This is a genomic window from Mycobacterium sp. SVM_VP21, assembly GCA_024758765.1.
Lineage (GTDB): Bacteria > Actinomycetota > Actinomycetes > Mycobacteriales > Mycobacteriaceae > Mycobacterium > Mycobacterium heraklionense_C.
Window position 1 is genome coordinate 339,132 of sequence record CP101406.1, and the last position, 19,897, is coordinate 359,028.

Annotated in this window: 15 protein-coding genes; 9 read left to right on the top strand and 6 right to left on the bottom strand. The window is 68.1% G+C overall.

The features are described from left to right. The first annotated feature begins 24 nt into the window (after positions 1-24). From NM962_01815 to NM962_01830, 4 genes are read left to right on the top strand one after another with little or no spacing between them, the layout of a single operon-like run. Entirely contained in the window at positions 25-204 is a 180-nt protein-coding gene (locus NM962_01815) for a hypothetical protein (protein ID UVO12925.1), read from the top strand. A gap of 35 nt (positions 205-239) precedes the next feature. After that, positions 240-1,154: an oxygenase MpaB family protein gene (locus NM962_01820; protein UVO12926.1), complete on the top strand. Its 915-nt coding sequence runs from the start codon at positions 240-242 to the stop codon at positions 1,152-1,154. A 2-nt stretch (positions 1,155-1,156) separates the two neighbouring features. After that, the gene (locus NM962_01825; protein ID UVO12927.1) at positions 1,157-1,957 is read left to right on the top strand and encodes a DUF2236 domain-containing protein; all 801 of its coding nucleotides are present in this window, start codon (positions 1,157-1,159) and stop codon (positions 1,955-1,957) included. Then, positions 1,950-3,167 (top strand): TetR/AcrR family transcriptional regulator, encoded by a 1,218-nt coding sequence (locus tag NM962_01830; protein ID UVO12928.1) that lies wholly within the window; start codon positions 1,950-1,952, stop codon positions 3,165-3,167. Before NM962_01825 ends, NM962_01830 begins: the two co-directional genes overlap by 8 nt. On the opposite strand, the gene NM962_01835 is transcribed toward NM962_01830, so the two are convergent. Together NM962_01835 and NM962_01840 are read right to left on the bottom strand one after the other, a co-directional pair. Then, the gene (locus NM962_01835) at positions 3,168-6,128 is read right to left on the bottom strand and encodes a UPF0182 family protein (GenBank protein ID UVO12929.1); all 2,961 of its coding nucleotides are present in this window, start codon (positions 6,126-6,128) and stop codon (positions 3,168-3,170) included. Positions 6,129-6,184: 56 nt separating this feature from the next. Beyond that, positions 6,185-7,204 (bottom strand): PDZ domain-containing protein, encoded by a 1,020-nt coding sequence (locus NM962_01840; protein UVO12930.1) that lies wholly within the window; start codon positions 7,202-7,204, stop codon positions 6,185-6,187. A 100-nt stretch (positions 7,205-7,304) separates the two neighbouring features. On the opposite strand from NM962_01840, the gene NM962_01845 reads away from it, so the two are divergent. Next, positions 7,305-8,642 carry a zinc-dependent metalloprotease gene (locus NM962_01845; GenBank protein UVO12931.1) on the top strand — a complete coding sequence of 446 codons (1,338 nt, stop codon included), beginning with the start codon at positions 7,305-7,307 and terminating at the stop codon, positions 8,640-8,642. A gap of 10 nt (positions 8,643-8,652) precedes the next feature. On the opposite strand, the gene NM962_01850 is transcribed toward NM962_01845, so the two are convergent. Then, positions 8,653-9,528, bottom strand: a complete 876-nt coding sequence (locus tag NM962_01850) for an acyltransferase family protein (GenBank protein ID UVO12932.1) — start codon at positions 9,526-9,528, stop codon at positions 8,653-8,655. A 47-nt stretch (positions 9,529-9,575) separates the two neighbouring features. On the opposite strand from NM962_01850, the gene NM962_01855 reads away from it, so the two are divergent. Genes NM962_01855 through NM962_01865 form a run of 3 tightly spaced genes read left to right on the top strand, consistent with a single transcriptional unit; the run spans position 9,576 to position 12,473 of the window. Beyond that, positions 9,576-10,151 (top strand): TetR family transcriptional regulator, encoded by a 576-nt coding sequence (locus NM962_01855; GenBank protein UVO12933.1) that lies wholly within the window; start codon positions 9,576-9,578, stop codon positions 10,149-10,151. A 40-nt stretch (positions 10,152-10,191) separates the two neighbouring features. After that, the gene (locus NM962_01860) at positions 10,192-11,061 is read left to right on the top strand and encodes a cyclodehydratase (protein ID UVO12934.1); all 870 of its coding nucleotides are present in this window, start codon (positions 10,192-10,194) and stop codon (positions 11,059-11,061) included. A gap of 56 nt (positions 11,062-11,117) precedes the next feature. Beyond that, entirely contained in the window at positions 11,118-12,473 is a 1,356-nt protein-coding gene (locus NM962_01865) for an AarF/UbiB family protein (protein ID UVO12935.1), read from the top strand. 54 nt (positions 12,474-12,527) lie between these two features. On the opposite strand, the gene NM962_01870 is transcribed toward NM962_01865, so the two are convergent. The 3 genes from NM962_01870 to NM962_01880 all read right to left on the bottom strand — a co-directional run bounded on the left by NM962_01870 (position 12,528) and on the right by NM962_01880 (position 19,570). Next, positions 12,528-16,796 carry a PE family protein gene (locus NM962_01870; GenBank protein ID UVO12936.1) on the bottom strand — a complete coding sequence of 1,423 codons (4,269 nt, stop codon included), beginning with the start codon at positions 16,794-16,796 and terminating at the stop codon, positions 12,528-12,530. 132 nt (positions 16,797-16,928) lie between these two features. Then, positions 16,929-17,174: a WhiB family transcriptional regulator gene (locus tag NM962_01875; protein ID UVO12937.1), complete on the bottom strand. Its 246-nt coding sequence runs from the start codon at positions 17,172-17,174 to the stop codon at positions 16,929-16,931. Positions 17,175-17,470: 296 nt separating this feature from the next. Continuing rightward, positions 17,471-19,570: an ATP-dependent DNA helicase UvrD2 gene (locus tag NM962_01880; GenBank protein ID UVO12938.1), complete on the bottom strand. Its 2,100-nt coding sequence runs from the start codon at positions 19,568-19,570 to the stop codon at positions 17,471-17,473. A gap of 73 nt (positions 19,571-19,643) precedes the next feature. Here NM962_01880 and NM962_01885 point away from each other — a divergent pair, with 73 nt between their 5' ends. Then, on the top strand, positions 19,644-19,892 hold the full coding sequence (locus tag NM962_01885; GenBank protein ID UVO12939.1) for a mycoredoxin: 249 nt from the start codon (positions 19,644-19,646) through the stop codon (positions 19,890-19,892). Positions 19,893-19,897 lie beyond the last annotated feature (5 nt).

Genomic DNA, 19,897 nt, shown 5'->3' on the forward strand with positions numbered 1-19,897 from the left:
AGCCCCAATAGGAGGACCCCCTAAATGATGCTTCTGGTGCGGATCATCGACCTTGTCGTCAGCGTGCTGCGCTACCTGGCCACCCCCGAAGCCCGGCTACTGCGCGCCGGTGTGCTGGTCGTGCTGTTCTTCGGCGCGCTGGTCGGGGCGGCCGGGCTGATCTGGGGCCTTGCCCAGCTCCCCCACTATCTGGCCGGGCCATAGCCGTCACATGTCGCCGCATCGAGAGGATCACTGAAATGTCGACCTGCCATGAAGAACACGGCCAGAGCCAGGCCGGGCGCCCGGTGCTCACCACCGCCGAGACCCGGGTTCACGTCGACTGCTACATCCCGCGCTGGGACGAGGAACCGGCCGATCTAACTGAGGCACTGGACTTTTGGTCAGCGGCCGCAGCGGCAGCCAATGTCATCATGCAGCTGAGCCTGCCCGGCGTCGGGTATGGAGTCGTGGAAAGCCGGGTCGAATCCGGTTCACTGATGCACCATCCGTGGAAGCGGCTGCGCACCACCGCCCAATACATGGCCGTGGCGGTGCTGGGCAGCGAAGAGGAACGCGCCGCCTATCGCGACGCGGTCAACGTTGCGCATCGGCAGGTGCGCTCCACGGCGGACAGCCCGGTCAAATACAACGCCTTCGACCGCGATCTGCAACTGTGGGTCGCCGCATGCCTGTTCGTCTTCTACGAGGACACTTACCAGCTGCTGCGCGGCAAGATGACCGAGGAACAAGCGGAGACGTTCTACCACCACGCCTGGCCGCTCGGCACCACCTTGCAGGTCACCGATGACCAATGGCCGCCCACCCGCGCCGACTTCGATACCTACTGGAACACCACCTGCCAAACTCTGGAGATGGACGACGCTGTCCGCGACTACCTCATGCGGTTGGTCGACCTGAAGATGGTCAACCCGATCTTTCGGGTGCTCCTCGGGCCGCTGCTGCGGTTCTTGACGATCGGATTTCTGCCACCGGTCTTTCGTGAGCTGCTCGGTGTGCAATGGTCGCCCACCGAACAACGCCAGTTCGAGAACCTCTTCCTGTTCGTGTCGTTTGTGAACCGCTTCATTCCCCGGTTCATCCGGACCGCCAACTATCACGTGCTGATGGCCGATGTTCGCCGCCGCATCCGCCGGCACAAGTCGCTGATCTGACCATGGCGACCCACCACGATGACGGCTTAGGTCCCGACAGCCTGCTGTGGCACTTCCTGGCCGACCGCCGCTACCTGTTCGTGTTGCCCCGAGCGGTGTGTCTGCTACTGCTGCATCCCGGTATCGCCGCCGGCATCAGCCAGCATGCCCTGATGCGCAAGCGCATCTGGTTGCACAAGAAGCGCACCTTCACCCAAGCCGTCAACTACGCCTACGCCGACCTCGACATGCGGCCCCAGATGCGCTTCGCCCATGAGCATGTCAAGGGCGTCGACGAATTCGGCGACAAGTATCACGCGCTGAACCCCGACCTGTTCCATTTTCAGCACAGCGCTTACGTAGAGTCCCTCGTCGTCATGGTCAATACCTTCATCCGGCCTCTCGACGCCGACGAACACGAACAGCTCTATGCCGAGTGCTGTGCCTGGTATCGCCGATACGGCGTATCGACCCGGCCGATGCCTGCGACCTGGCCGGAATTCGTCGAGTATTTCGAGGACCATTGCCAAACGCACCTGAAGGCCGGTGCCCATTTCGAGCCGTTCCGCGAGCAGATCTTCGCTCCCACCGATTGGTGGATGCGCACGGTCCCCCGCCCCGCGGTCCGCGCCCTGCAGCACCCCCGCGCCCGCGAGCTCACCGGGATCACCGTCAACGCCACGGACCGCTGGTCGCTGCGACAATTCGTCCGGTTGACTCAGCTCTCCTCGCTGACCCCCAGGCACCATTGGAACGCCAGGGCACGCGCCGCGTTGCGCACGGCACACCAGCCAACCCCCTCGCTGGGCGCAACTCGTGGCTGACACCGCACGCACGACCCGGCGACGCCCCAAAGATCGCAAGGACCAGATCGCCCGGGCTGCGGCCGAATCGTTCAGCACCCTGGGCTATCACGCGGTCAGCGTCGAGAACATCGCCACCGAGGTCGGTGTCTCAGCCCCCGCCCTCTACCGGCACTACGCCAGTAAGTACGACCTGTTCCGTGTCGCGGTGCTGGCGTTGAGCCAACAACTTGTCGACGTCACCGACATAGTTGCCGACCCCGCAGCCGGTCCTGCGGCAGCACTCGATCAGCTGATACACGCCCTGATCGACGTCGCACTGCGCAACCGCGAATCCGGCGGCCTGTACCGATGGCAGGCCCGCTATCTGCGCGAACCCGACGCCACGGCGCTGTTGCATCAGCTACGGCTAGTCAACCAACGCCTCCAGCAACCCCTGGCCGAGCTGCGACCGACCGCACCGCTCTTGCATCGACAGATGCTCTCGGCGGCGTTGCTCAGTGTGGCCGGGGGCATCACCGACCACCACCTACGTGCGACGGTCACCGATATCACCGACCTGCTGACCGCGGCGTCCTGGGCATTGCTGCACACCGAATTACCCACGCCAGACAACTTTGCGTCCGGGGCGCGCGGGGCGCACATCTTCACCGCGAATGCCGGGATGTACGAGGCAGTGCTGCACGCCTCGATGATGCTGTTTCACCGCCACGGCTACGGCGAGACCAGCGTCGCCCAGATCGCCAAGGCGGCCGGACTGCGAATCTCGAGTATCTACCGTTATTTTCCGGGCAAGGCCGACATTCTCAGCACGGCGCTGCGCCGCTCGTCCGATCGGCTCTCCGCAGAGCTGTCGGTAGTCAACACCAACCGGTCCGAACCGCGGGAAGCGCTCACCCAGCTGGTCGACATCTACGTCGCCACCTCGTTCGCCAACCCCGAACTGGCGTCGATCTACTACAGCGAACAGATCCACCTGTCGCCAACCGATCGGACGCTACTGCGCAATGTGCAGCGATCCACCATCGACTCCTGGGTCGGTCTGCTGCGGTCAGTGCGGCCCGAACTGACCGCAACCGCCGCCCGATTCCTGGTGCATGCCGCGATGGGCCTGGTCGTCGATCTGGGCCGACTGGTGCACTACGACCGGCCCGACCCCTCGACGCCGCACATGGCCTACGAGCAGGCGTGCCTACGCACCCTGATGCACACCGTGCTGTTCGGCGCCTAGCTATTTGGCGCTGTTGAACTTGGCCATCGCGTCGTCGAGGCGTTGCAACGCCGCACCATAAGCCGCGAAGTCACCGCGGTGCTGGGTGTCTCGCAGCGCATTGAGCGCCGACTCGACCTCGCGCAGCGCTGCGGCCTTCGCCGGCGACAACGCCACCTCTGCAGCCGGGGGTGTGGGCACCGCCGCAACCGGCGGAGTGGCCGAGGGCGGCGTCCCCTGCGCAGCAGCGCCGCTCTCGGTGGGTGCGATGTCGGTGGCGGCCGCACCGGCACCGGGCCCGAACAGGCCGGTGAGTGCGTCAGACACCGTCGGCCCGTAGCCGATCTTGTCGTTGTACATCATCGCTACCCGGATCAGCCGCGGGTACGACGACGAGGCATCGCTGGAACCCGGTGAGGCATAGACCGGTTCGACGTAGAGCAGTCCGCCCTGCGCCACCGGCAAGGTCAGCAGATTGCCCCACCGGATGCGGTTCTGATTGTCGCGCCCGATCACCCCCAGGTCCTGGCTGACCGTGGTGTCGGTGGTGATGGCGTTATTGGCCAGTTTTGGCCCGTTGACCTGACCGGGAATGGTGAGCACGGTCAGCTTGCCGTAGGTGTCCGGATCCGAGCTGGCGCTGATGTAGGCGGCCAAGTAGTCGCGCTTGAACCGGTTCATCGCGCTGGTCAGCTGGAAGGAAGCTGAATTATCACCCTTAGCAAGGTTTTTCGCGACGATGTAGTACGGCGGCTGGAAACTGCTGGCGGTCGGGTTGGGGTCCAGCGGCACGTCCCAGAAGTCCGAGGTGGAGAAGAAGGTCACTGGGTCGTTGACGTGGTACTTGGCCAGCAGCATGCGCTGCACCTTGAACAGGTCTTCGGGGTAGCGCAGGTGCTCGGCGAGCTCGGGTGAGATCTCCGCCTTCGGTTTGACGGTTCCGGGGAACACCTTCATCCACGCCTTCAGCACCGGGTCCTGCTCGTCCTGGGCGTACAGGCTGACCGTTCCGTCGTAGGCGTCGACGGTGGCCTTCACGGAGTTGCGGATATAGGACACCCGTCGGTCCGGCAGCAGCCGGTTGAACTCGACCTCTTTGGAGTCCGCGGTCGCCGACGACAGCGACGTCAGCTCCGAGTAGGGGTAGTTGTCCAGCGTGGTGTAGCCGTCGATGATCCACACCAGTCGCTTGTTGACGATCGCTGGATACACCGTGGAATCGGTGGTCAGCCAGGGCGCCACCGCCTGCACCCGGCGTGCCGGGTCACGGTTGAACAGGATCTTGCTGTCCGCGCCGATCACGTTGGAGAACAAGAAGTTGCGTTCGGCGAACTTCGCGGCGAACACGCTGCGGGCTAACCAGTTTCCGACATCGACACCGCCGGTGCCCGCGTAGGTGTAATTCTTGGTCTCGGTGTTGGTCTCGTAGTCGTATTCACGGTCGGCGCCGTTACGGCCGACGATCGCGTAGTCGGCGGCGGTGTCGGCGATCACCGGCCCGTAGTAGACGCGCGGCTGGTCGAGGCGGGCCGGCCCATCGGAGACGACACCGCCGTTGGCGCCGACGACGTTGGCCAAGAACTCCGGGTATCCACCGTTCTGGTTGGGGTCGTTGGCGATACCGCGCACGGTGTTGGCCGGCGAGGCGATGAACCCGTTGCCGTGGGTGAACACGGTGTGCCGGTTGATCCAGTCGCGCTGGTTGTCGATCAGTCGATCCGGATTCAGCTCGCGGGCGGCAACCACGTAGTCACGCAGCTGCCCCTCGTCGTCGCGATAGCGGTCGATGGTGAGCTGGTCGGGGAAGAAATAGAAGTTCTTGCCCTGCTGAAACTGGGTGAATGCCGGGCTGACGATGGTCGGGTCCAGCAGCCGGATGTTGGAGGTGGTGGCCGCATCGGCGCCCACCTGCGCGGCCGTGGCTCGTGCGTCACCGCGGTAGTCGCGGTAGGTGACCACGTCCTCGGTTAGGCCGTAGGCCTGGCGGGTCGCCGTGATCGAGCGGGAGATGTACTCACTCTCCTTCTGCGCCGCGTTCGGCTTGACGCTGAACTGTTCGACGATCAGTGGCCAGCCTGCGCCGACCACGACCGACGACAGCAGCAACAGCACCAGACCGATCGCCGGAATCTGCAAGTCGCGCAGCACGATCGCCGAGAACACCGCGACCGCACAGATCAGTGCGATCGCCAGCAGGATCATCTTGGCCGGCAGCACCGCGTTGATGTCGGTGTAACCGGCTCCGGTGAACGGCTTGCCGGTGCGGGTGTGGCTGAGCAGCTCGTAGCGATCCAGCCAGTAGGCGCCGGCCTTGAGCAGGACCAGGGTTCCGATCAGGCTGACCACCTGGATGCGGGCCGGGCGACTCAGGGCGCCCGCCCGGCCGGACAGTCGGATACCGCCGAAGATGTAGTGCGTGGTCAGGTTCGCGATGGTGGCCAGACACAGCGCTGCGAGCAGCAGCCCCACCACCAGCCGGTAGAACGGCAAGTCGAAAGCGTAGAAGCCCAGGTCTTTGCCGAACTGCGGATCGGCGATCCCGAAGTCACCGCCCCGCAGGAACAGCTGAATACGCACCCAGTAGCTCTGCGCGACGATGCCGGCCAGCACACCGATGCCGGCCGGAATTCCGAATCCGAACAGCCGCAGCCGCGACAGCACCGTAGTCCGATACCGCGCCACCGGGTCGTTGACGCCGTTGCTGGGGACGAAGACCGGCCGGACCCGGAAGGCGGTCGCCATCGCGGCGAACACGATGCCGCCGACCAGCAGTGTCACCACGACGAACGTGATCAGGCGGGTCAGCAACGTCGTGACGAACACCGAGCGGTAGCCCAGCTCGCCGAACCACAACCAGTCGACATAGCCGTCGATCAGCCGCGGCCCCAACAGCAGCAGCGCGATCACGACGAAGGCGCTGCCAACCATGATCCGGCTGCGCGCGGTCAATTTCGGCATCCTCGCAGTGGGCCGCATCCCCACGTGCCACGCTCCCTAGCTCAGTTGTTCCTGACGGCCCCACTGTAGCCAACGAACACTCAGCAAGAGGGTGGCTGACCTCCGTCGGTGATAGTTCGCAGCGCGCCCACCGCCTGGGCGAGGCTGTCGACTTTGACCAGTTGCAGACCCTTGTCGTCGTTTCTGGCCTCGTAGCAGTTGTCGGCCGGGACCAGAAACACCGTCGCGCCGGCCTCGTGGGCCGCCATCATCTTGTGCGCGATCCCGCCGATCGCGTCGACCTGGCCGTTGGCCTTGATGACCCCGGTGCCGGCAACGAAGTTCGACCCGGCCAGGGTGCCGTTGGTCAGCTTGTCGACGACGGCCAGCGAGAACATCAGCCCCGCCGACGGGCCGCCGATGTTGGCCAGATTGAAGTCGATGGTGAACGGCGCCCAAGGCGCATCGAGGACGGACACGCCTAGGAATCCGTTTGCGCGGTCCTTGTTCTCTCCGAGCGTAATCCGGGCCGTGCCGGGTGCGGCGTTCTTGCGCCGGTAGCCGATGACAACCGTCTCGCCCGGCTTGGTGTCGGCCAGCCGCGCGGTGAACTGCTGCACGGTGTAGACCGGTTCGCCGTTGACTGCGTCCACGGCGTCGCCGCGCTGCAGCGCGCCGGCTGACGGCCCCGGGTCTTGGACGTCGGCGAGAGTGACCGCTGACGGGTAGCGCAGGTAGCCGAGCGCGGCATACTCGGCACTCTGCTCGGACGCACGGAAGTCGGCGTCGTTACTCTCGTCGACTTCCTGACGGGACTTGCCGGGCGGATAGACCAGGTCACGGGGCATGAGCTGCTCACGTCCGGACAGCCACAGAGCCAACGCCTCCCCCAGTGTCAGACCGTCACGCTGGGAGACCGTGGTCATGTTGAGGTGGCCGGTCGTCGGGTGTGTGGTGGTCCCCTCGATGTCGACCACCTGCTTGCCGTCGATCATGCCGAGGGTGTCGAACGTCGGTCCCGGTCCCAACGACACGAAGGGCACCGTCACCGCCGTCAGCAGCACGCCGAACGCGACCACCGGCAGCACAGCCGCCAACAGCGTCAGAATCCGCCTGTTCACCCCGGGTATGGTAAACGGCCACTGCCCGGGCGGTAACAGCCCGACCACTGGTGGCCGCGTGTCGTATCGCCGGACGTTGCCGATGGGTACGGTTGTGTCTATGGCTGATCTGCCCTTCGGTTTCTCTTCTGGGGACGACCCCGACCGCGAGCGAGGCTCCCGACCCTCCGACCCGTTCGGGATGGGTGCTGGTTTCAACATGGCCGATCTGGGCCAGGTTTTTACCCAGCTCGGGCAGATGTTCAGCGGTGCCGGCCGAGTGAGCGCGGACGGCCGACCGGCCGGGCCGGTGAACTACGACCTGGCGCGACAGGTCGCGATCAAGTCAATCGGTTCGGTGGCGCCCGTCACCGCCTCAACCGCGACCGCCATCGGCGATGCGGTGCACCTGGCTGAAACCTGGCTCGACGGGGCGACTTCATTGCCGGCCGGCACCTCCAGTGGGGTCGCCTGGACGCCCGTGAACTGGGTCGAGCACACCATGAACACCTGGCAGCGACTGTGTGACCCGATGGCCGAACAGGTTTCGTCGGTGTGGGCGTCGGCGCTGCCGGAAGAGGCCAAGAGCATGGCCGGTCCGTTGTTGTCGGTGATGTCGCAGATGGGCGGATTGGCGTTCGGCTCCCAACTAGGCCAGGCGCTGGGACGGTTGTCTGGGGAGGTGCTGACCTCGACCGACATCGGCCTGCCGCTGGGGCCCAGCGGAGTGGCCGCGCTGCTGCCCGCCGCGATCGAGGAATTGGCCGGCGGCCTAGAGCAGCCCCGCAGCGAGATCGTCACCTTCCTGGCCGCCCGCGAGGCCGCCCACCACCGACTGTTCACCCACGTGCCCTGGCTGTCCAACCAGCTGCTCAGCGCGGTGGAGGCCTACGCCCGGGGCATGAAGATCGACATCCGTGGCATCGAGGAACTGGCCCAGGGCTTCGATCCGGCGACGATGACCGACCCTTCGGCCATGAACGAACTGCTCAACCAGGGCGTGTTCGAGCCCAAGTCGACCCCGGAGCAACTCGCCGCCCTGGAGCGGCTGGAGACCCTGCTGGCCCTGATCGAGGGCTGGGTTCAGACCGTGGTCAATGCGGCGCTGGGCGACCGGATCCCGGGCACCGCCGCGCTCTCGGAGATGCTGCGCCGCCGGCGCGCCACCGGTGGCCCGGCCGAGCAGACCTTCGCCACGCTGGTCGGTCTGGAACTGCGCCCGCGCAAGCTGCGCGAGGCCGCGGTGCTCTGGGAGCGGTTGACCACGGCGGTCGGGGCCGACGCGCGCGACAAGGTGTGGCAGCACCCCGATCTACTGCCCGAGTCCGCCGATCTTGACGAACCGGCCGCATTCATCGACCGGATCATCGGCGGCTCCAGTGACATCGACTCGGCCATCGACCAGGCGATCGCGGAGTTTCAGCGCGAAGCCGGCAAGCCCGACGACGCCGACGAGTGAGACGCAGTGTTTAGCTGCGTACTGCCCCCTCGGGCGGTGCGACGGCGCGATGCCACGCCAGCGGATTGAGATGGCGGTAGGGGTCCTCGGCACGGACGTCGAGCAGATTGGCCAAGATCCGCTCGAGCGACTGTTGCGTCCTCTCCCGCACAGTGGCGACCCATTTCTCGTTCGAGACTCCGGCTGGCGTCGTGGCGTCGATGGGGGCGCCGAAGCGCAAGTACATCCGCTGCGGTCGGGGAATCAGGGTCGGGCCAATCCCGTGCTGCAGGGGTATGGCCATCTCCGGCGGACCTGAAAGCCGGCGAGACAGAGCCACACTGACACGCTCCCAGCTGCCACCGCGACGACTCAGGCTTCGGTAGACGTCGTCGCCACCCACCAGTCCGACGGGCACGATCGGATAGTCGTGTTCAACTGCGAGGCGGGCGAATCCGGCGCGGCCCTGCCAGCGCAGGGTGTACTCCTCGCCCTTGAACTTGGGAATCTCGCGACCCCCACCGGGGAACACCAGGATGGGCTCGTTGCGGCGCATCAGTTCACGGACGGGCTCCGGGGCACCCACCAGTGCCCCCGCAGCCGCGAGCAGATCCCGGCCCGGGCCGCGCATCCGGCCGAACCGCCGATCAGTCAACGGCCGTACTCGTTGACCGATCGCCCGCCGGACATGGAACGGAATCAGCAGGGCTTCCACACCGACCTGGGTGTGGTTGCCCACCAACAGAAATCGGCCATCACGGGGAAGGTTGTCGAGACCCTCGACGTAGGGACGGTATGCCTCGACGACGGGCGTGGCAGCGTCGGCGACGGCCTCCATGGCCCGCCGGATGGCCTCGATTCGCGGCGGCTGGTTCAGGATCGCGTGGGTGTCTTGGAGGACATGCATGCGCTCACATTACAGAACGAACCAGTTCGTATGGTTATGATCTTGCTGTGAGAAGGAACGCCACCGAACTGCGCGGCCAGATACTCGACGCTGCCCGCGCCGAGTTCGCGCGTCATGGTCTTGCCGGGTCACGCATCGATCGGATCGCCCGTGAGGCGCATGCCAGCAAGGAGCGCCTCTACGCCCACTTCGGCGACAAAGAAGCACTGTTTCGGGACGTGGTGGCCACCGACGTGACGGCCTTCTATCGGTCGGTCACGCTGCTGCCCGACGCGGTACCCGAATTCGCCGGCGACGTCTACGATTTGGGCAGAAACAGCCCCGAACACGTGCGCATGGTCACCTGGGCCCGCCTGGAAGGACTGTCCCTCGAGGAGCCGCACGGCGATGGGCGGGCGATCTTCGAGCACGCGGTCACCGCCATCGAGACCGCCCAGACCGCCGGGTACGTCGACAGCTCCTGGGAGCCCCTCGATCTGCTGGCCCTGCTGTTCGGTATCGGCCTGGCCTGGGCCCACTCCCCCGAACCGTACGAGACCCTCACCGACCGCGCCGTCATCGCACGCCAACGTCGCGCCGCCGTGGAGGCCGCGCGGCGCATCGTTTCTCGCCCCTGTGGATGACGGCAGGCTCGTCGCCGCCCGGCGTGGCAGGGTCGCCTGCGTGACCAGGGTTGGTTCCGAGACCTGCACCTACACCCTCGATCCGGCGCTGCCGGTGTTACTGCGCCCCGATGGTGCCGTCCAAGTCGGCTGGGATCCGCGGCGCGCCGTTCTGGTGCGACCGCCCCGCGGGCTGAGCACCGCCGCGCTGGCCACCATCTTGCGTTCGATGCAGATCCCGACCACCGTCGCCGCGCTGCGCCACGAAGCAGCCCAGCACGGCCCGGTAGACGCCGCGGAACTCGACAGCCTGTTGACTGCCCTGGTGGCGGCGCGCGTCGCCGTCTGTGGCGGCGCGACCCGCCGTCAGTGCCGCACGGTCTCGCTGCGGGTGCATGGCCGCGGCCCGTTGTCGGATCTGCTGGTCGAATCGCTGCGCTGCTCGAGCGCTGTGGTCCGGCGCAGCAGCCATCCGCACGCCGCGGTGACTAGCGCCGGGACCGATCTGGTGGTGCTGGCGGACTACCTGGTCCCGGACCCGAGGCTGGTACGTGAACTGCACGCCGCTCGGGTCCCGCATCTGCCGGTACGGGTGCGCGACGGCACCGGAATGGTCGGCCCCCTGGTCCTGCCGGGCGTAACCAGTTGTTTGGGTTGCGCCGACCTGCACCGGCGAGACCGGGACTCCGCATGGCCCGCCGTAGCCGCGCAGCTACGCCACACCGTCACCCACGCCGACCGGGCGACCGTGCTGGCGACGGCGGCCCTGGCGCTGAGCCAAGTCGACCGAGTGATCGCCGCGGTGCGCGGGACTGCAACCGGCACGGACCTGGCTGCTCCGCCGACGCTGGACGCCACCCTGGAGCTGAATCTGGCCAGCGGATCGATGATGACGCGGCGCTGGGTCCGGCACCCGCTGTGCGATTGCTGAGGTGATAACCGCCACCGAAAAATTGTCACCGCGGTGACCGGCACCACAACAACGTCATGGATGATGGACAGGTGTCAGAAATCAAACGCGGAAGCGCGGCGCGCAATGCGAAGCTGGCCAGCCTGCCCGTCGGCTTTGCCGGCCGGGCAGCACTCGGACTCGGAAAGCGGCTGACCGGCAAGTCCAAGGACGAGGTCACCGCCGAGCTCATGGAAAAGGCGGCCAACCAGCTGTTCACCGTCTTGGGTGAGCTTAAGGGCGGCGCCATGAAGGTGGGCCAGGCCCTCTCGGTGATGGAGGCCGCCATCCCCGAAGAGTTCGGCGAGCCCTACCGGGAGGCGCTGACCAAGCTGCAGAAGGACGCACCGCCGCTGCCCGCTGACAAGGTGCACCGGGTGCTCGACGCCCAGCTGGGCACCAAGTGGCGGGAGCGCTTCACCGAGTTCGACGACACCCCCATCGCCTCGGCCAGCATCGGACAGGTGCACAAAGCGGTGTGGGCCGACGGGCGTCCCGTCGCGGTCAAGATCCAGTACCCCGGCGCCGACGAGGCGCTACGCGCCGACCTCAAAACGATTCGACGGTTGACCGGCATCTTCAAGCAGCTCGCCCCCGGCGTGGACGTCAAGGGCGTCATCGACGAGCTGATCGAGCGCACCGAGATGGAGCTGGACTACCGGCTGGAGGCCGACAACCAGCGGATCTTCGCCAAGGCCTACGCCGGCCACCCCCACTTCCACATCCCCAACGTCGTGGCCAGCGCCCCCAAGACGGTGATCCAGGAGTGGATCGACGGCGTCGGCATGGCAGAGATCATCCGCAACGGCACCGTCGAGCAGCGCGACCTGATGGGCACTCGGCTGGCCGAGTTCACCTGGGACGCCGCCCGCCGGCTGGAGCTGATCCACGGCGACGCCCACCCGGGCAACTTCATGCTGTTGCCCGACGGCCGGATGGGCATCATCGATTTCGGTGCGGTGGCGCCGATGCCCGGCGGTTTCCCCCCGGAGCTGGGCGCCTCGGTGCGTTACGCCCGGGACAAGGACTACGACAAGGTCATCGAAACCATGCGTCAGGGCGGCTTCATCCAGAAGGGCCAGAACGTCTCGGTACGCGAGATCGACGAAATGTTCCGACAGTACGTCGAACCGATCGAGGTCGAGGTGTTCCACTACAGCCGCAAGTGGCTGATGCGGATCGCCGGCAGGCAGCTGGAACGCCCTGTCGAGCAGATCAAGACGGCCCGGCAGTTGGATCTGCCGCCCAAGCTCGCGATGCCGATGCGGGTGCTGGGATCCACCACGGCGATCATGTGTCAGCTCGATGCCCACGTGCCGATCAAGCGGCTCTCCGAGGAATTAGTGCCCGGCTTCACCGATCCCGAAGACGTCGCGGTTGGCCCCTCCGCCTAGGACTCCGCTGATGTAGTGGCCTGTATTGGTGCGGAGCCGGTGACACCGAAGTAGCTAAGGCGCCGGAGCGCCATTGGTGCCGTTGGCACCGTCACCGAGCGGCGTGCCGGTGTGGCCATCGGTGCCGTTTCCGCCCGTGGCGCCGGTGCCGCTGCCGCCGTCGCCGCCCTTGCCACCGTGGCCGTCATTGGCCGGATCGACATAGGTGCCGCCGTTGCCGCCGGCACCACCGGCACCACCGGTACCGCTGGCGACGGTGGTGGCATGACCGGCGCCGCCGTTGCCACCATTGCCACCGACTGCACTGGCCCCGCCGTCTCCACCGTTTCCACCGGCGCCGCCGGTGCCGGTGAGGTTGAAGGCATTCGGTACGCCGGAGACGACGACGTCCCCCACACCGCCGTTGCCGCCCTTGCCGCCGGTGCCGCCGCTGCTGCCCGCGGCTCCACCGTCGCCACCAGCGCCGCCGAACGCCCTCCCGTTGTTGACGTAGACGCCATTGGCACTCACGGTCGCGTTGCCGCCATTGCCGCCAGCACCGCTGTCACCTGCACCACCGGCACCGGCGGTGGCGGAGCTGGTGGCGATGGCGCCGCCGTTGGTAGCGGTCACATAGCTGGTGCCGCCGTTGCCGCCGGCACCGCCGTCCGCACCGGTGACACCGCCCGCACCCCCGTGCGAGATGACGTTGCCGATGGAGCTGAACAGGCCGTCGGCGGTGATATTGGCTGAGCCGCCGTTGGCACTACCCGAGGCGTCACCCGCGATGGCCCGGCCGGCCGCAGCGCCGCCGTTGCTGCCGGTGATAATCGCGTTGCCGCCGACGCCGCCACCGTCACCGCCGCCGCCACCGGTCGCGGTGCCACTCGTGGTGCTGTCGTCGCCGTTCGCCCAGATCTGGCCGCTGCCGGCGTTGCCACCATTGCCGCTGCTGTCGCCGTCGCCGCCATCACCGCCCTTGGCAGTGCTGCCGGCGGTAATCGTGGCGCCGTGGGCAGCGGGGCCTCCGCTGGCGCTGACAACCCCCTGACCACCTTTGCCTCCGAGGCCGCCGTCCATACCGTCACCGCCGTTGCCGCCGGTCGCCGTACCGGAGACGTTGCTTCCGTAGAAGGAGTACACGCCGGCGTCGGCGCCGTTTCCGCCAGTACCGCCGGCGCTACCGGCACCGCCATCGCCGCCCTTGGCGATAGCCCCGGTGACGGTGCTGTTGTCGTAATACGAATAGACCCTGGCGCTGCCGCCCGCCCCGCCGGTTCCGCCATCAGCCTCCCCACCGTTCCCGCCAGTGGCGTGGCCATCGGTGAGGATGCTGTGCTGGCCCAAAGCCGTGATGATGCCGCTGCCACCCTTGCCGGTGTTGTCAGCGCCTTGCCCCCCGCTAGCCGAGCTGCCCAAGATCGAAGCTCCGAGGGTGGCGCTCATCGTCGCGTTGCCGCCGTCACCACTGGCCCCGACCGTGCCGCCGATGACGGTGCTGGTCTCGACGGTGCTGGTCGCGTCGACGGTCAGGGTGGCGGTGCCGCCGTCGGCGTTACCGGTGGCGTCACCGCCGGCGACGGTCACGCCGGTGACGGTGCCGTCCAGCGTTGCCTTGGCGGCACCACCGGTACGGCCGCTGACACCAGACTCGCTGGTCGAACCGGCACCACCGTTGCTGCCGTGCCCGCCGGTGACGGTGGTGGTGGTGACGGTGCCACTGCCCGTCGCGTACGCGCCGCCGCCACCACCACCGCCACCACCGCCATAGCCAGCCTCGGTGCCGGTACCCGCGGCTCCGGCCCCGCCCATACCGCCGACACCGCCGACGGTGTGGGCGCCCAGAGCCGCACCGGTGCCACCGGCGCCACCGGCACCGCCCGCACCGAACAGCCCGCCGTCGGTGCCGGCCCCGCCCATACCGCCGACACCACCAACACCACCGGCTTGGCCGAATCCGCCCGCAGTCACGGCTTGGCCGTCGCCCCCTCGACCGCCGACGCCACCGACACCGCCCGCACCACCACCGACACCACCGATACCGGCACCGCCGGCACCACCGGCACCGCCGTTACCACCGGTACCCGCAGTATCGGTGGTGGCGCCATCGCCACCGTCATAGCCGCGGCCACCGGAACCACCGACACCACCGACACCACCGAGGCCGTCACCGCCGTCAGCCTGTGCAGTCGCCGCACCGCCCACACCACCGGCGCCGCCGTCGCCAGCCAAGAGGCCCTGACCGCCCGCGCCACCGGCGCCACCGACGCCGGCATGCATACCCTGACCGCCATTGCCCCCGGTACCGCCGTAGCCACCGTCACCGATGAAGTGGCCCTGGGCATCCCGGAACGCGTCGCCGCCGATGCCACCCGCACCGCCCGCACCGCCGTTACCGATGTCGGCGCCGGCGCCGACTACGCCGTCTTCGCCGTCTTCGCTGACACCACCAGCTCCGGCGGTACCGGCAGCCCCGCCATTGCCGCCGTTACCGCCGTTACCACCGGGTATTTGACCGGAACCAACCGCGCCACGCCCGCCGACCCCGCCAACGCCGCCGTCACCACCGGTACCGGCAGCACCACCGTCACCGGCATTGCCATTCGTCGCGTCACCACCGGCGCCACCGGTGCCGCCCTGCCCGCCGACACCACCGTTCCCGCCGGTACCGCCCGGAGCCTCCGGGTCGACGGAGTCCGCGCCGGCGGCACCCGTACCGCCTACGCCACCGGCGCCACCGGAGCCCCCGTCACCAGATGTGGTACCACCTGCCCCACCAGCACCGCCGTTGCCGCCTAGGCCGCCACCAGTGCCGTTGCCCTGCGCATCGGTGCCCCCACCGGCACCGGAACCACCGTGTCCGCCGGCACCACCGTCGCCGACCGCTCCGGCGTCGCCGCCCTTGCCTCCGGCACCACCGGCCGCCGCGGTGCCATCGGCAAGGACGCCAGTTCCATTACCTCCGGCACCACCTTTGCCACCGTCCTCACCGAGGTCACCCGTGGGTTGGCTACCGGCCGCACCATCGGCGCCGGCAACACCGGTCGGCCCGTCGAACAAACCGGCCCCGGGCTGACCAGCGGCGCCGCCGGTGCCGCCGACACCGACCCCACCCGTCTGCCCACCGACCCCGCCGTCCCCACCGACGCCGCCGCCCAGTGCACCATCAGCGCCCAGGCCGCCGTTACCGCCGACACCACCGGCCCCGGCCACACCGCCCGCGCCGCCATCGCCACCGTTGCCAGCGGCGCCCGCAGGGTGCACACGGAAGAACCCGCCGGCGCCGCCAGTGCCACCTACCCCGCCGGCACCGCCAGCGCCACCTACTCCGCCGTTACCGGCGTCGCCACCGATGCCACCGCCACCACCGACGTCGGTTAGGCTCGCCGCTCCGTTACCACCGACACCACCGTTACCGCCGAGGCCGCCCGCACCACCGACACCGCCGATACCACCGTCACCACCGGCACCGGAATTGCCGAACAACCCCGCTTGGCCACCAGCTCCGCCATTTCCGCCAGCACCGCCCGTGCCGCCGGCTTGCCCGTCGACGCCGGCACCCCCGGCCAGACCTGCAGCACCGTCAGCGATCGGGCTCAATCCCGCCGCGCCGTCGGCGCCGTTGGTGCCGACTACACCCGCACCCCCGGCACCGCCGGAACCGCCGGACCCGGCATTTCCGAAGAAGAACCCGCCGTTGCCGCCATTGCCACCGGTTCCGCCAGCTTCCCCGGCCTCGCCGACACCACCATTGCCGCCATCACCGCCGATGCCCATCAGCCAGCCACCGGCACCACCGACACCGCCATCACCACCGAGCACGCCCTCGGCGAATCCACCGCCGGCACCCCCATTGCCGAACATCCCGGCCGCCGCACCCGCGCTGCCATCCAAACCGGCGCCGCCATCACCGAACAACCAACCACCGGCGGTGGCCTCCACCAGGACGCCGTCATCGAAATACGCGTTCGTACCGTTACACACCAACCCGCACGCGTCGGCGAAGGCGAACAGCGGATTCACCAGATTGAACAACCCGGTGGAGATCACGACTTCGCCAAACTGATGGACGGGGGTATAGATCACGTCGTTGATGGCGTTGGCCAGAAACACATCCAGCGCGGCCAACGGATCGGCGCCGGCCGCACCGGGCACGTCCAGATCCAGTCCCGGCATTGGAGCGAAGATCCCGTCCAGCAGTCCGTCCAGATCAAATTCGGCTTGCGCCACCGGCACCGACGTCAACGGCGCTAGGCCGAATGCCAAGAACGCCCCCGCGGCTGAGCCCACCCCGACTCCGCGACGCACCCGGCGACTCGTGAACGTACTGCGACGACCAGCCATTGCCGGGCCTCCAATCGGCTCCAACCAGAATCCTCAAACCTTGGAACAATCTACGATAGTTCTCAATTTTTACGCATTGACGCTCAGTTAATTCACAAGGTACTTGGATTGATCCTGGTCACAGGCCGCCGCTCAGGCCGCGACCGGTTGTTTACGCGGACGCCCGCGCGGCCGCTTGCGGCCGATGACGCTGCCCCGATCAAGGATCTCGCCACCCCACACACCCCACGGCTCGGCGCGTTGCAACGCCGCCGCCAGGCACTGTTGGCGGATCGGGCACTGAGCGCACCGTGCCTTGGCCCGCTCCAGATCGGCCGGATCGTCGGCGAACCACAGGTCGGGATCGCTATTACACGGCAACTTCAGGGTTCTCGACATGGTGTACCTGCTTTCCGGTCGGTTCGTGGGATTCAGATCCGGGCCGGTCGGCGGGCTGCCGAACAAAAATAATGGCCACGGATCCTGGTCGGGTCCGTGGCCATCGGGGGCTGGGGCTGCTGTTAGGGCGAACCCCGATGCACGGACGCATCTACGGCGGCGGCATGGCGCACCGCCGCCTCGGCAGCGGCGGCATGGCGCGCGCCGGCTACCCGCGAGACGCTGATCGTGGTCATGGGATCCGAGGTTAGCCGCTCGGCCCACCGACCCACAACCGAATTAACGCCGGCGGTGGCTCAACCCCGGTTGCGGACCAGCTCCAGCACGTCGGAGCCGAACTGTTCCAGCTTGCGCGCGCCGATGCCTGGGATGGCCACCAAGGCGGCCTCGTCGCCGGGCAGCATCTCGGCGATCGCGGTCAGGGTGTTGTCGGAAAAGACGATGTAGGCGGGCACCTTCAGCTCGGTGGCGGTACGCAGGCGCCAGTCCTTGAGCGCCACCAGCAGCTCGGTGTCGACGTCGGCGGCGCAGGTCTCGCAGCGGTTGAGCATGATGGCCGCCGGGGTGGCCAGCGCCTTGTTGCAGATGCGGCAGTGCTTCGGGGCGCCACGAGCCCTGCGCTTGGCGGGGGTGGTGGCGGCGTCGGCCTGCGGGGCGATACCGCTGAGGAAACGCGACGGCTTGCGGCCGGCCCGCCCGCCCGGGGCGCGGGCCAGCGCCCAGCTCAGTGTCAGGTGGATCCGGGCCCGGGTGACGCCGACGTAGAGCAGGCGGCGTTCCTCTTCGACGGCCTCGCTGTCCGCGCCGTGCGCCAGCGCGTGCGAGATGGGCAGGGTGCCGTCGGCAAGGCCCACCAGGAACACGGCGTCCCACTCCAGACCCTTGGCCGCATGCAGCGACGCCAGGGTGACGCCCTGCACCGTCGGCGGATGCCGGGAGTCGGCGCGCATGCGCAGCTCGGTCAACAGCTCGGGCAGGCTGAGGTCGGGGCGTTGGGCCACCTCGTCGTCGACCAGTTCGGCCAGCGCACCGAGGGCCTCCCAGCGCTCGCGCGCCTTGGCTCCGGTCGGGGGCTCGGTGGTCAGACCGAGCGGTTCCAGCACGCCACGCACGGTTTCGGGTAGCGGCCCGTCAGCGCCACGTTCGGCGGCACGCTGCAGGGCGACCAGCGCCTGACGGATCTCCTGGCGGGTGAAGAACCCCTCCCCGCCGCGCACCTGATAGGCGATGCCGGCCTCGGTGAGCGCCTCTTCGTAGACCTCGGATTGCGCGTTGATCCGGTACAGCACGGCGATCTCGGCCGGCGGCGTGCCGTCGTGGATCAGCCGGGCAATCGACTTGGCGACAGCCGCGGCCTCGGCCACCTCGTCGGGATGCTCCCGGAAGGTCGGCGTCGGGCCGGATTCGCGCTGGCCGATCAGCTTCAGCTTGCTGCCGGCCACCCGCCCACGCGCGGCGGCGATCACCCGGTTGGCCAACGACACCACCTCGGGCGTGGACCGATAGTCCCGCTCTAGGCGCACCAACGCGGCCTCGGGAAATCGGCGAGTGAAGTCCAGCAGATAGCGCGGCGAGGCACCGGTGAACGAATAGATGGTCTGGTTGGCGTCCCCGACCACGGTCAAGTCGTCGCGCTCCCCCAGCCAGGCCGACAACACTCGCTGCTGCAGCGGCGTGACGTCCTGGTATTCGTCGACGACGAAGCAGCGGTAGCGGTCCCGGAATTCGGCAGCCACCGCCGCGTCGTTCTCGATCGCGGCGGCGGTGTGCAGCAATAGGTCGTCGAAGTCGAGCATCGCCACTTCGCCACGGGCCTTCAGCGCCTCATAGCCGGCGTAGACGTCGGCCAGCTTCCCCGCGTCCAGCGGGATGTCCCGGCCGTCGGCGGCCACCGCCGCGGGGTACTGCTCGGGCCCGATCAGGGATGCCTTGGCCCACTCGATCTCGCCGGCCACGTCGCGGACGTCGTCGTTGGAGAGGCGCAGCCCGGCATGACCGGCCGCCCGGGCGACCACCCCGAACTTGCGGTCGAGCAGTTCCCAGCCGGTGTCACCGACCACCCGGGGCCAGAAGTACCGCAGCTGCCGCCGGGCGGCGGCATGAAATGTCAGCGCCTGCACCCCGCCGACCCCGGCGGCGGCGCCCGCGCCGGCAGCCGAGCCCAGCGCCCGCAGCCGGGACCGCATCTCGCCGGCGGCACGCTGGGTGAACGTCACCGCCAGCACCTGGCCGGGCGCGACGTGACCACCCGCGACCAGGTGCGCGATCCGGTGGGTGATGGTGCGGGTCTTGCCCGTCCCGGCGCCCGCGAGTACACACACCGGTCCGCGCGGCGCCAGCACGGCGGCACGCTGCTCCTCGTCCAGACCGGCGATGAGCGCATCCATGACGTCCATCTTGGCAGGGACCCCCGACGGCCCGAGACGCCGATTCGGGAATCATCACGTGACCGATTAGGTTTGGGGAGTTATGAACCAGCTCGTCATGTACACCACCCAATGGTGCGGCTACTGCCGGCAGCTCAAGGCTTCGTTGAAGAACCTCGGTATCGACTACGAGGAGATCGACATCGAGATGGATCCGACCGCCGCGGAGTTCGTCGCCTCGGCCAACGGAGGCAACCGGACGGTGCCGACGCTGCGCTTCTCCGACGGTTCGACGCTGACGAACCCGACCGGGCGTGAGGTCAAGGCGAAGCTGGAGCGGCTGGGCGGCTAGCCCCG